Genomic DNA, 12665 nt, shown 5'->3' with positions numbered 1-12665 from the left:
TATGCGAGTAGTTGCGCTGGCGTGTTTGTTGGCCAGTTCCCTGGCGGTGGCGGACGATGCCACGGATTTAAAAACCAAGCTGGCCCAGTACCAGAGCTTTTCGGCCAACTTTTCCCAAAAAGTGGTGGATGGCGAAGGCAACCTGGCCATGCAGGCCACTGGGCAAATGGCGGTAGAGCGCCCGCAAAAGCTCTATTGGCATACCCAATCGCCCGACGAAACCCTGCTGGTGTCAGACGGCAAAACCCTGTGGCTGTATAACCCCTTCGTGGAGCAGGTGACCCTCTACTCGCCCAAAGAAGCGGTGGGCCGCACCCCCATGCTGCTGCTCTCAAGCCAGGACCCAGCGGTGTGGAGCCAGTTTGATATCAAGGCCAATGGCCAGGATTACGACATCAAACCCAAGGACGAAAAAGACGCCTACGTCACCGCCCTTACCGTGAAATTCAGTGCCAACAAGGTAGCGGGCCTGGTTATTCACGATGCCTCCGGCCAGCAAAACACCGTTACCTTTTCCGATTTTCAGTCGCCCCGCGCCAAGGACGACAAAGTCAGCTTCAGCTTTACCCCACCGGCCGGGGTGGCGGTTGACGATCAGCGATGAGCACCCTGGGTTTTGATTTTGGGGACGGTCCCGTCGAGCCACTGGCCGCCAGGATGCGCCCCAAAAAGTTTGACGACTACGTCGGCCAGCAGCACCTGGTGGGCGAGGGCAAAGCCCTGCGCCGTGCCCTGGAGGCCGGTAAACCCCACTCGATGATCCTCTGGGGCCCGCCCGGCACCGGTAAAACCACCCTTGCCGAACTCATCGCCCGCTACAGTGACGCCGAAGTCGAACGTATCTCGGCGGTCACCAGCGGCATCAAGGATATTCGCGCCGTGGTGGAACGGGCCCACAGCCGGGCCCGCAAAACCCTGCTGTTTGTGGACGAAGTGCACCGCTTTAACAAAAGCCAGCAAGACGCCTTTTTGCCCCACATCGAAGACGGCACCTTTATCTTTATTGGCGCCACCACCGAGAACCCCTCTTTTGAACTCAACGGCGCTTTGCTGTCCCGGGCCCGGGTCTATGTGCTTAAAAGCCTGGAAAACGACGACATCAGCGATCTGATTAAACGGGCGCTGGTGGCCCCAGAGGGCCTTCAAGGCATCAGCCTTGATGACGAAGCCCTCGACGTGCTTACCCAAATGGCCGGTGGTGATGCCCGCCGGGCATTAAATTATCTCGAAATGCTCTCGGACATGGCCGACGACGGCCGCATCACCAAAGATCTTATCGCCTCCACTCTGGGCCCGGAAATTCGCCGCTATGACAAAGGCGGCGATCTTTTCTACGACATGATTTCGGCTTTCCATAAATCGGTGCGCGGCTCGTCGCCAGACGCCGCCCTGTATTGGTATTGCCGGATGCTGGAAGGGGGCTGTGACCCTTTGTATGTGGCCCGCCGCCTGTTGGCCATTGCCTCAGAAGATATCGGCAACGCCGACCCAAAAGCGCTCACCATCGGCCTTAACGCCTGGGATACCTTTACTCGGGTTGGCCCCGCCGAAGGGGAGCGGGCCATTGCCCAGGCCGCCGTTTATATGGCCTGCGCCCCAAAATCCAACGCCGTGTACACCGCTTTTAAAGCAGCCCGGCGCGACGCCAAAGAAGCGGGCGACTTGCCGGTGCCGGTGCATATTCGTAACGCCCCCACCAAATTGATGGCCTCGCTCGGCTATGGCGCCGAATACCGCTACGCCCACAATGAACCTGGCGCTTACGCGGCCGGCGAGAACTTTTTTCCCCCCGAGCTTAAAGACAGGCGCTACTATCAACCCTCAAACCGCGGCCTTGAGCAGAAGATCGGCGAAAAGCTCAACTATCTGCTGGATAGGGACCGGCAAAGCCCGGTCAAGCGCTACTCGGACGCCGAGGGCTCTGGTACACTGCCCGAAGACTGAACGGATCTGAATTAACACCATGCTGGATAACAAATTTCTGCGCCAGGAACTCGAAGCGACTGCCGAGCGTCTGGCCTCTCGCGGCTTTAAACTGGATGTGGCCGCCATCCAAGAACTCGAAGAAAAACGCAAAGCCCTGCAGGTGCGCACCCAGGAGCTGCAAAACGAGCGTAACACCCGCTCCAAGGCCATTGGCCAGGCAGCTCGCAGCGGAGAAGACATCGCGCCGCTGAAAGCCGCTGTTACCCAAATCAACGACGAACTGGACAGCGTCAAAGCCGAACTGGACAAAGTGCTGGCCGACTGGGACGCCATCACCATGGCCATTCCCAACCTGCCCCACGAGTCGGTGCCGGTGGGTAAAGACGAAAGCGAAAACGTCGAAGTGCGCCGCTGGGGCACCCCGCGAGAGTTCGATTTTGAGGTCAAAGACCATGTCGATCTCGGCGGCGCCCTGAACGGCCTGTCTTTTGAAGACGGCGTGAAGCTGTCGGGGTCTCGCTTTGTGGTGATGCGCGGCGAGCTGGCCAAGCTGCACCGGGCCCTGGCCCAGTTCATGCTGGATCTTCACACCGAGCAGCACGGTTACCTCGAAACCTACGTGCCTTATCTCGTTAACGAAGACAGCCTCAAAGGCACCGGCCAGCTGCCAAAATTTGGCGACGATCTCTTTAACATCAAACCGGCTACCGAAGAGCGCCAGATGCTGTCGCTTATTCCCACCGCCGAAGTGCCGCTCACCAACCTGGTGCGCGACGAGATAGTTGACGCTGCCAGCCTGCCGCTGAAATTCACCGCCCACAGCCCGTGCTTTCGCTCTGAAGCCGGCTCTTACGGCCGTGACACCCGTGGCCTTATTCGCATGCACCAGTTCGACAAAGTGGAAATGGTGCAAATCGTCCACCCCGACACCTCCTTCGCGGCCCTGGATGAAATGACCCGCCACGCCGAAACCGTGCTGGAAAAACTCGGCCTGCCGTATCGCACCGTGGCCCTTTGCACCGGTGACATGGGCTTTGGCGCCACCAAGACCTTCGATTTGGAAGTGTGGCTGCCGGCGCAAAACACCTACCGCGAGATCTCCAGCTGCTCCAACGTTGGCGACTTCCAGGCCCGCCGCATGCAGGCGCGGTTCCGCAATCCCGAGACCAACAAGCCCGAGCTGGTGCACACCCTCAACGGCTCAGGCCTCGCCGTCGGCCGCACCCTGGTGGCGGTGATGGAAAACTACCAAACTGCCGATGGCCGCATCGAAGTACCCGAAGTACTGCGCGCCTACATGGGCGGCAAGACCCATATCGGTTAACAGCAGGGCGCCTTTGGCGCCCTTTTACCTTGAATAGTGGAAGGATTTAACCCATGTCCATTGAACAAGAGATCCGCGATGAAATGCGCGTGCTGGCGCAGATCGATGTGGAATTTGAAGTGCGCCGCCGTGTCGATTTCATCAAAAACACCCTCAAGGCCTCTGGCCTCTCGACCTTGGTGCTGGGCATCAGTGGCGGGGTGGACTCTTCCACCTGTGGCCGCTTGGCGCAGTTGGCGGTAGAGGAGCTCAATAGCGAGTCCAGCGTCGATAAAACCTACCGCTTTATTGCCGTGCGCCTGCCTTACGGCGTGCAAAAAGACGAAGACGAAGCCCAACTGGCCTTGGAATTTATTCAGCCCAGCCACGCCGTTACCGTCAACATCAAAGCCGGGGTTGATGGCCTTTCTGCCGCCGCCCACGACGGCCTGGCACCCACCGGGCTGGTGCCGGAAGACGATTTTCACCGCGACTTTGTGAAAGGCAACGTCAAGGCCCGTAGCCGGATGATCGCCCAGTACGAAATCGCTGGCCTCACCCGTGGCTTGGTGCTGGGCACTGACCACAGCGCCGAGAACATCACCGGCTTTTACACCAAGTGGGGCGATGGCGCCTGCGACTTGGTGCCGCTCTTTGGCCTTTCCAAGCGTCAGGTGCGGGCGCTCGCCAAACACTTGGGCGCGCCGGATGTGCTGGTTAACAAGGTACCGACTGCGGATCTTGAAACCCTCAACCCGCAATTGGCCGACGAAGCCGCCCTTGGCCTCACTTACGAGCAAATCGACGATTTCCTCGAAGGCAAAGCGGTGGATACCGGCGTGCGTGACCGCCTGGTGGAGATTTACCTTCGCACCCAGCACAAGCGCAAAGCCATCCCCACTATCTATGACTGATAAAGCCGGTACTGCCGACCCAGGCATAACTGAGCAAAGCGGGGCCGAAAGGCCCCTTTTGTTAGGGGAAAAGCCCTGGTTTTTGTATCTGGTGCGCACCAAACGCGGCCATCTTTATACCGGCATTACCCTTGATGTGGCGCGGCGCTTTGCCGAGCACCAGGCAGGGAAGGGCGCCAAGGCGCTGCGCGGCAAAGGCCCGCTGACCCTCGTTTACTCGGAGCTTGTTGGGACGCACTCCGATGCATTGAGGCGCGAATTGGCGGTAAAGCGCTTTACAAAAGCGCGCAAGGAAGCATTGGTGGCGGCTGGCCAAAGGGAGTTTGAGGCAGGCAGGTCTGCTGGTTGAGGTTCTAAGGTACTTCACGCTTCTCGTGTGTACATCAGCCGAGAGCGGAGCACTCACCAGGGAGCTGAATGGACGTACTGGAAGCGGTAAAGGCACTTGCCAGTAAGCCCACCCGAGGCAAGGGCCAGGATGTGGTTGAAAACCCAGCTTTCGAGCATCTTTTTAAAGGGCAGCCATGGCGTTTTGGGGCGATTTTAGGTAGTTATCACAGGGTTTACCGACGAGGAGCAGGTCATGGGACTGGTGGTATTAGCTGTCTTTATTTTGTGTGGCATCTATGTTCAGAATCGTGGCGTAGTGCAGCATGGCAAGTTATTGCGTAAGGTTACGGATCACGCCAACCTGATGGGGCCCATCAACTGCATCTTCTATTTGTTTTCCAGCGTTAAAAATACCCCCTTTCTCAAGGTCAATGATTTTCCCGAGCTGAAAGTCATTGATGACAATTGGGAAATGATCCGCGACGAAGCATTGAGCCTCAATGAAGCTGCGCAAATCAAGGCCTCTGAAGATCTGGACGACCTTGGTTTCAACTCCTTCTTTCGCACCGGCTGGAAACGCTTTTACCTGAAGTGGTATGGCGGTACCAACCTCAAGTCCGCCCAGCAGCTTTGCCCCAAGACGGTGGCGTTGCTGTCCGGTATTCCCAGCGTCAAGGCGGCGGTGTTTACCATGCTGCCGCCGGGTTCTCGCCTCGGTGAGCACCGCGACCCTTATGCCGGCTCCCTGCGTTACCACCTGGGGCTGGTGACGCCAAACTCCGAAGACTGCAACATCGTGGTGGATGGGCAAAAATACCATTGGAAAGATGGCGAGTCGGTAATGTTCGACGAAACCTTCCTCCACCACGCCGAGAACAACACCGATAAAAACCGCATCATCCTGTTTCTGGATGTCAAAAGGCCGGTGCGGTTCTTCCTTGTCGATTGGTTCAACAACGTCTTGTCCTACACGCTGATGGCCGCTTCTGCCACCAAGAACGTGAAGGGCGATAAAGTCGGTATTATCAACAAGGCGTTCCATTACCTGTTCAGGGTGCGCAACTGGGTTCGCCAGCTCAAGGGCATCAACAAGCCCCTGTACAACCTGGTCCAATACGGCTTCTATGCCGCTTTGATTTATCTGATTTTTTTCTAAGTCACATCCAAAGCAAAGACGCGGGCCAAGGCCCGCTTTTTTGTTGCCGGTGACAATGGCGGTGATGCCGAGATGCCCAAACCGGCACCCAGCTAGCCAAGAAAGAGACAAGCCAGAGCGATGGCGTTGCCATTTGCCCTCGCTTTGGGTTGGCAGGCGGTTATCGCGGAAAGACATCGGCACAGCGCTCCCTCTTTGATGCCCGAAGCGGGACTTAAACCCCGCCAAGGGAGCTTAAATCTCTTATGTGTCTTTCCTCCAATGCCCGGTTTTAACCCTTGCATCTTCCGGCTTCCTCGCAGGTGTAGGGCCACACCTTTTGGCCCGCTCCCTAAATAAGCGGTTTACCCTTTCTTTTTAGAGGGTTAGATTACTTGTCAGTGGAGTGACGACAGCCAGCGACTCGCCAGGAACGGCTTCCTGGCACCGGACAAAATCGATAACAAGGACGCTATCAGCATGTGGGGGCTGTAACTCAAGGGCGGTAGCGTGAATTCAATTTGTATCGACGTTCAACCTATTATGCTGATAATTAACTATTTTTTGGTTTAGGTCATGTGTGGTTGTTTCTTTAATGCCGGGATTATTCGGACCGTCTATGGTCTTTACCCAACGGGTCATCGTTGGCATGAGGATGTTCAAGTTTGTTCCTGACAAACTTGCCTGCTCGGCAGGGAAGGTGGGCATCGTAAGTTGCCGGGCCGAATAACTGTTTGGATGCACAGTGTATCTGTTGGTCCAACTACTTCAGGCCATTTATGACGATAAAGAACGCTCGTTTTCCCCGGTTTGACCAGTTTTACTTCATTGAAGTAGAAGACGTTATTTCTCATCCGATGTGATGATAATGAGCGCTTGTCTCGCATAAAAACGAGACCGCTCGCTTTTGTGGAACGATTCTTGGTTTTCACAAGAAAATCTATATGAAGATCAGCTGGTTAAGCTTTTAATGCCGACTGGTCATATGAGTGAAAGCGAGCGCGCTCGCTAATAAAACTGTTATAAGCAAGGAGTGTGAATGAAGCATAAATTGGTACTGGTTTCTTTAAATCAGCAACAAATCGAAAGTGCTAAAAAAGTGAACGGTTCACGCAAGCAGATTACTCATGCTCTTATATGCGGCCCTCATGGAAATTTATTCGGCACTGAGAAATTCTGTCGTAAATATTATTCTGCATGGGTAAGTGTATTTCCCCTCCTGTTTGATGAGGGTGTTGAAACGGATAATTTCGAAATAGTAGATTATGAGTCAACCTTCGATTTAGTTACAAAACTTATCGAAATCCATGACCCATTAGAGAAAGCTTCGAATCCTATATGGCAAGAAATTGAAAAGCCGCAAAAAAAGAAGAAAACAGGTTTTTTTCAAAAGTTGTTTTGTACCAAGTAATGCTTATAACAAGCAAATCATGGCGCTGCTTCGCAGCTGGGACCTACATTCCAGCGCTTCGCGCTTACATTACGGCCCCATATTTGGACGTTAGCCATCATGCCATCGATACCCAACTTCTGGGACATAGGTCCCCACACTGCACTGAACGTCGAGTCCACTTGGCGTGAATTTGTCTGCCATTCAGGTAACACCGTCGTCGAACAAGTTATCCCAAACCCGCGGACCTTTGAAAATGCAGACTTTCTTTTTCAGGAGAAAGGGGTCGTTGCTGAGCTCAAAGAGGTAGCTACTGAGTTCGGTTCCTCAGCTGCGTTCATCGCTGGCTTCGACGGATTAATGTCAAAAGTCATCGCCGAGAATCCACACTGGAAACCCGCTCTACTCGGTGGTAACGCACCGCTGCCGAATTGGTTTAATCGCGAGTTTGTTCGCCTCTTTCGGCCTCCCATTTCCCGAATTCTGAAGAAAGCAAATCGACAAATTCGTGAAACAAAATTGCACTTCGGAATTGAGGCCCCAACAGGAGTTCTCCTATTCGTGAACGATGGGTTTACAACCCTTGGGCCTGAGCCTGTTCGCGCGCTGGCGGCAAGCCTTCTTCAAAACTCCTATTCGTCCATCGACTGCTTCGTGTATCTCACGGTCAATCGCTACATAGCCTTTCCGGGCTCAGATGTACCGCGTCTCGTCTGGGCTCCGGTCTATAGTGACCGCGCTCCCGAATGGTTGGTCGACTTCATAAATTCCCTTGGAAGCTCTTGGTTCACATTCCTTGAGAGCAAAATTGGTCCATTCACGGTACCCAACATAGCGGTTGACGACGCTGATGCTCTCCACGGCAGTCATTCCATAGTGCCGCCGCCATCCAATGACGGCTAACAAATGGTTCAAGCCGTTCGCTTCGCTCACTCGGGACGGGCTAAAGCCCGCCCCTTAACCAAACGTTATGAGTAAAGAGGATGCCAGTGAACAATAGCCTTTTGTCACGTTCCGCCGAACTAGAAAGCGAACTCTCGGCGCTTCTGGGACTTGCCCCGTTCGATGACTCGGAGAGAATCAGGGCAAGCAGAATCATGTGTAGTGTTGCCCTTGAACATGCTGAAAGTGCAAAGGTGCTGATTTCGCTTGGTAACTTAACCTCTGCTACCGGAATTGTCCGTCTTCAGTATGAGGCGCTGGTCAGAGCTATGTGGTTGCTTTATGCGGCCTCAGAAATCGAAGTTTCGAAATTAACTAGTGAGCTAACCCAAGAATCAGCGAATACAGCAAACAAGCTTCCAATGCTCAGCAAAATGCTTGAGAAGCTACAGGGTAAAGCTCCACAGGAGGCTGTAGACATGCTGCTGGAATTCAAAGAGTATTCCTGGAAGCCGCTTAGTTCATATGTTCATGGTGGCATTCATGCAATTCATCGTCACAGCAAGGGATACCCGGCTCCGTTATTGGAACAGATGCTTCGTGCTTCAAACGGGGTTTCTGTAATGGCGGGAATGCTATTGATCATACTGCATGGTAGCGGTGAGCAGCGAGGTAAAATCCCCAAAATTCAAACTGAGTTTGCGGACTGCCTACCTAGTGCCAGACCGCAAAACTCATAACAAGTCACGCAAGGCGGACGCGCTTACGCACGCCGCTTCGTTCAGCGTTAGCTGTTAGCTGTAAAACAGTCAGGGCCAGAGGCTTCTTTCTGACCCTGCTTTGAATTAGTAATCGTCCTCTTCGGAGTAATCGCCATCAATGTAATCTTCTTCGGGAGGCGGGAGCATATGTTGCAGCTCTTCAATATATTCGTTCGCATCATTCAGTTCGCGCTGCAACCCATTAATTTCTTTCTGAAAGCCCACTTCTTTAACCCAATTGGCAACAGTTGCTTGCGAGCAACCGAGCACTGTCGCTACGTCTTTCTGCTTAGCTCCAAATTTTGTTACCAAAGAATAAGCCGCTACCATCGCCCTCTCGCGTGGTTGTCCTGCCTTGTTTTTGTAAACCATAATAAACTTACCCCTTCAGCCGTTATCAGAAATTTAATTTCTGATAAATTGGATCATTTAACCAAGAATTTGTCAAGTTGTTTTTTGGTTCGGTGCTAGCTAACAAACGGCTGTTGTCGCCCCTATGGGGCTGGGACGGCCTTTCCGCCGCTGCGCGGCAACAAGTCCGCCCTAAAGCCGGGCGTTAGAGGGATTCATGGAAACCAAGGAGATTGAGGCTAGATTCAGAGAAAAACTGGAAGACAGAGTTGATATTAAAGTTGCGGTCTATCGAGATGACCATGATGCTCTCTGTGTCTCTACTCGTTCGCCATGCGCCGACATCGGGCAACTGGTCGCACGAGTTGAAGCTACATCTATTACGCTCTCGTGCAACATAATTCACTCCCGCGTGGATCCTGCAGAGATGGAGCGTCGAGGCTATCCAGAGCCAGTAGACGCAATGTTAGATGAGGCGGTTTTGATGTTCGGCGACCTCGTTGAAGGTCGGGCCTTTTTGTCAAAGACGACTGCTCCCGATGGGACGGTCATCTGCAGTGGCTGGGGGCCAATCTCAGCAATTAACGACAAGAATGAGAAGTTCGAGATGATGCTGGTGGAGACTTATGGAAGTCCAATCATCGAAGAAAAATGGCTGTGGTCGGGCAAAATTGATAAATCGCTCTAACCATTGCATGTTGGCGGACTGGTTTTACGCTGCGCTCCAAACCAGCCGCAAATGCAGGCGTTATGCGTAAAGGAAAGAATCGTGAAAAATTTCAAGCTTAAAGCCGAGCAAATAAAGGAATTAGCTAAAGGGCATGGTGGTTGTATCGCTACAGATATGATTACGGTGGAAGGCAAGCCTGTTGGCTACATGTATCGCGAGGCGCCAAATAATCCTCAAGATAGTGGTTGGTGCTTTATGTCAGGCTATGAATCTCAAGAATACATGGATGAGCCAGCGAATCACGAAATTTACGACGTAAATACAATTGCAAACTACGACCCAGAAATTATCCCATTGTTAAATTCGCCTATAGGTAGCGCGTTTGAAAGAAATGAATCTGGCGTGTTCGTAGAAATCGATGAGTAATATACGCATAACAAACAAAGGCAGCATCGCCCTGCGGGCTGGACGCGCTAACGCGCGCCGCTGCTTTGGGCGTTAGGTTCATTGTCATCATTCTGTTTTCATGGGAGTTTAATTTAGATAATGGCAAAGGTTTATCTTTCATATTCTGGTTCTGATAGAGCCGCAGCGATTACATTAAGTGAATCGCTTAAAGACAATGGGCATGAGATCATCATGGATGTTGATTCCTTGCTACCTGGTCAAGACATATCATCTACTCTTTTTCAAAACCTGAGAAAATCTGATTTTATGATCGTGTTAATTTCAGATAACTCCAACAATTCCAAGTGGGTTATGAGCGAAATTGGTGCTGCCTTGTCATATTCGTCAGAACGACCTCAGTTCAGTTTAATCCCAGTGGTGCTTGGAGAGCCTGAAATACCAGACACTATAAAACACAAGCTCTATCTTCAAAGTATAAGTGGAAATATTGAAGAGGTAATCCCGAAAATCCTTGAAAGCATGTCTCTTTTACTTGGTAGGAGGGAAGCTCGAAAAGAGAAAAGCGACAATATTAAAAGAAGTACAGATGATTACATAAAGAGCATTATCAGTGATCTTGAGATTAAGCAAAAAAACTCAAAGCGAACTTATTACCTTTGGAACGTTATTGGCTTTTTGTTCCTAGCTGGTTCCGCTGTTTATTTATTGAGTAACGTATCTTTTACTAGTCCTCATGTTGATATGAAATCATTAGCCTACTCGTTAATAAAGACGGGTTTGGCTCTATCCTTTACTGTAGCTTGCTCTAGATATTCATTCTTGATGAGTAAAATAGCACTAGATGAGTCGATGACTCTTGGAGAGAGAATTCACGCAATTTCCTTTGGGAAAATCTTCATTCAGATGTTTAGTGATGAGTTTACCAAAGATGAAATGTACAAGGTTTTTGAAAACTGGAATACATCGCCGAAAAATACAACTGAACGTTATAAAACTGATGATTACGACCCTAATCTATTAAAAGTTTTCAAAGAGCTTGTTGAATCCATAAAAAAATGAACCTAACAAACTGTTTAAGAGTGATTCGCAACGCGTGGCATTTTTACTATGCGTTGCGTTGCGTTGCGTTGCGTTTAGTGTTTAAGGTGGTATGCGGGAGCTTTTGTATTGCGTTGCTCACACCTTAACAGGGCGTTATACGAAGGTGCAAATGAAAGACTATCTACCATATTTAACCTTAGTAATTGCGATTTATGGTGCAGTATTATCAACTATCACGTTACTTCGTGGTCGTAGAAGGTTGAGGCCAAAATTTGAAATGGGTTTTTTATGTTTTCCTGATAAAACAATAACAACGTTTGGTCTTTTAGAGATCACGAATTGTTCTTCTGTGGCTGTGTATATTAAGGAATATGGTTTTGAGGTTGAAGGAAATGTAATGCAAGTTAAGAAAATACCAAATGAAGTTCATTCTTCCTTAACTGAGGCTGGTTTTGATTCAAAAAAATTGTCTGCTGTAGATCTGCATAAGTCTAAAGAAACCTTCCTTGATGAAGTTCAGCTTATTCAAGGAGGTCAGTCTGCATCTCAATATTTCTATGCAAGAGACATCAAGAGAGTTTTTCTTGAACAACAGAAGGCAAAAATATTTGGCTATTGTGTAGATCAAACAGATAAAAAGTATCGCTGTAAAATTTCCAAAGAACTTATTTTGTCAAGCCAAGAGCCTGTTTAACCCCTAACAGCACGTATAACAAAGCAATCAACCGGATGGTGGACCTCACCCGCTTTAACGGACACGCATCGCTAACTCACCGAGAGGACGTCGATGCCTGCTTACAAGACCGGAAAACGCACCCAGCAGTACAGCCTGGGGTTCAAGAAAAAAGCCGTGCTGTGGAGCCATGAACCGCACCGGATCACAGTCAGGCGGATTGGTTCAGTGGATTTGGGAAACAACGCCCAAGTTGGTTGGCAACTGGCCAATAAAAGGCAGCGTAGCTGGTAGTTTACGCTGCTGTCGTTTTTAAAATAACGCCACTCTCCCCATTGCTCGCTTAGGGTGGCGGGCAAACTCCGGCGAGAGTGGCTGTGGTTTAGTCTGAAAGCTGGTTTGAAAATTGCGAGACGGCGGCCACCACTTTTTGGGCGCCTTCTTGAATTTCTTCGATAACCAGTCCCGCCTGTTTTACCAGCACCATTACCTTCTCTGCTTGCTCCCTGCCACCTTCGATGATCCCTACCGCGTTGGCGGTGAGGGTCTGGTTTTGCCCTACCACGCCGACGATTTCATCCGTTGCAGAGGTGGTGCGAGAGGCCAGCGACCGCACCTCGTCGGCTACAACGGCAAAACCACGGCCTTGTTCGCCGGCGCGGGCTGCTTCAATGGCGGCATTTAGGGCCAGCAGGTTGGTTTGGTCGGCGATGCTGCTGATGCTTTGAATAATGGCGCTGATCTGCTGGGACTGGTTATCCAGATCGGCAATGCCTTTTGAGGCTTTGCTCATTTGCTCTGACAGCCGCTGCATCACCGACTCGGTTTCCTTCATAACCTTGCGGCCATTACGGGCACTGGCATCGGTGGCCTGGGAGGTA

General features: G+C 51.3%; 14 protein-coding genes and 1 pseudogene. 13 read left to right on the top strand and 2 right to left on the bottom strand.

Annotation, left to right across the window (positions count from 1 at the left end; genetic code table 11):
- The first annotated feature begins 1 nt into the window (after position 1).
- From lolA to EDC28_RS09645, 9 genes are all read left to right on the top strand, one after another.
- On the top strand, positions 2–604 hold the full coding sequence (gene lolA / locus EDC28_RS09685; RefSeq protein WP_123421464.1) for an outer membrane lipoprotein periplasmic chaperone LolA: 603 nt from the start codon (positions 2–4) through the stop codon (positions 602–604).
- Complete coding sequence (locus EDC28_RS09680; RefSeq protein ID WP_123421463.1) at positions 601–1944, top strand: replication-associated recombination protein A; 1344 nt, start codon at positions 601–603, stop codon at positions 1942–1944. Before lolA ends, EDC28_RS09680 begins: the two co-directional genes overlap by 4 nt.
- Before the next feature lie 19 nt (positions 1945–1963).
- On the top strand, positions 1964–3250 hold the full coding sequence (serS, locus tag EDC28_RS09675) for a serine--tRNA ligase (protein ID WP_123421462.1): 1287 nt from the start codon (positions 1964–1966) through the stop codon (positions 3248–3250).
- A gap of 53 nt (positions 3251–3303) precedes the next feature.
- Complete coding sequence (nadE, locus tag EDC28_RS09670; protein WP_336391518.1) at positions 3304–4143, top strand: ammonia-dependent NAD(+) synthetase; 840 nt, start codon at positions 3304–3306, stop codon at positions 4141–4143.
- Complete coding sequence (locus EDC28_RS09665; RefSeq protein ID WP_123421461.1) at positions 4136–4492, top strand: GIY-YIG nuclease family protein; 357 nt, start codon at positions 4136–4138, stop codon at positions 4490–4492. The genes nadE and EDC28_RS09665 overlap by 8 nt, the downstream gene beginning before the upstream one ends.
- 234 nt (positions 4493–4726) lie before the next feature.
- Positions 4727–5629, top strand: coding sequence for an aspartyl/asparaginyl beta-hydroxylase domain-containing protein (locus tag EDC28_RS09660; protein WP_123421460.1), 903 nt, complete (start codon positions 4727–4729; stop codon positions 5627–5629).
- A 1018-nt stretch (positions 5630–6647) separates the two neighbouring features.
- Complete coding sequence (locus EDC28_RS09655) at positions 6648–7019, top strand: hypothetical protein (protein WP_123421459.1); 372 nt, start codon at positions 6648–6650, stop codon at positions 7017–7019.
- 99 nt (positions 7020–7118) lie between these two features.
- The gene (locus tag EDC28_RS09650; protein ID WP_123421458.1) at positions 7119–7901 is read left to right on the top strand and encodes a hypothetical protein; all 783 of its coding nucleotides are present in this window, start codon (positions 7119–7121) and stop codon (positions 7899–7901) included.
- A gap of 86 nt (positions 7902–7987) precedes the next feature.
- Entirely contained in the window at positions 7988–8620 is a 633-nt protein-coding gene (locus EDC28_RS09645) for a DUF6988 family protein (protein WP_170164078.1), read from the top strand.
- Between the two features lie 105 nt (positions 8621–8725).
- Here EDC28_RS09645 and EDC28_RS09640 read toward each other — a convergent pair whose 3' ends face one another.
- Entirely contained in the window at positions 8726–9013 is a 288-nt protein-coding gene (locus tag EDC28_RS09640; RefSeq protein WP_244946566.1) for a helix-turn-helix domain-containing protein, read from the bottom strand.
- 196 nt (positions 9014–9209) lie between these two features.
- Here EDC28_RS09640 and EDC28_RS09635 point away from each other — a divergent pair, with 196 nt between their 5' ends.
- From EDC28_RS09635 to EDC28_RS19995, 4 genes are all read left to right on the top strand, one after another.
- Positions 9210–9680: a hypothetical protein gene (locus EDC28_RS09635; protein WP_123421457.1), complete on the top strand. Its 471-nt coding sequence runs from the start codon at positions 9210–9212 to the stop codon at positions 9678–9680.
- Positions 9681–9761: 81 nt separating this feature from the next.
- On the top strand, positions 9762–10088 hold the full coding sequence (locus EDC28_RS09630) for a DUF2185 domain-containing protein (RefSeq protein WP_336391517.1): 327 nt from the start codon (positions 9762–9764) through the stop codon (positions 10086–10088).
- A 120-nt stretch (positions 10089–10208) separates the two neighbouring features.
- Positions 10209–11129: a toll/interleukin-1 receptor domain-containing protein gene (locus EDC28_RS09625; protein WP_123421455.1), complete on the top strand. Its 921-nt coding sequence runs from the start codon at positions 10209–10211 to the stop codon at positions 11127–11129.
- Between the two features lie 151 nt (positions 11130–11280).
- Positions 11281–11805 carry a hypothetical protein gene (locus EDC28_RS19995; RefSeq protein WP_148049831.1) on the top strand — a complete coding sequence of 175 codons (525 nt, stop codon included), beginning with the start codon at positions 11281–11283 and terminating at the stop codon, positions 11803–11805.
- Between the two features lie 361 nt (positions 11806–12166).
- Here the strand turns inward: EDC28_RS19995 and EDC28_RS20500 are convergent.
- A pseudogene (locus tag EDC28_RS20500) lies at positions 12167–12607 on the bottom strand (methyl-accepting chemotaxis protein); the annotation flags it as partial.
- Between the last annotated feature and the right edge of the window lie 58 nt (positions 12608–12665).

Source organism: Gallaecimonas pentaromativorans (assembly GCF_003751625.1).
Lineage (GTDB): Bacteria > Pseudomonadota > Gammaproteobacteria > Enterobacterales > Gallaecimonadaceae > Gallaecimonas > Gallaecimonas pentaromativorans.
The sequence above is the reverse complement of the archived record's forward strand: the minus strand, read 5'-3'. Positions and strand labels throughout refer to the sequence as shown.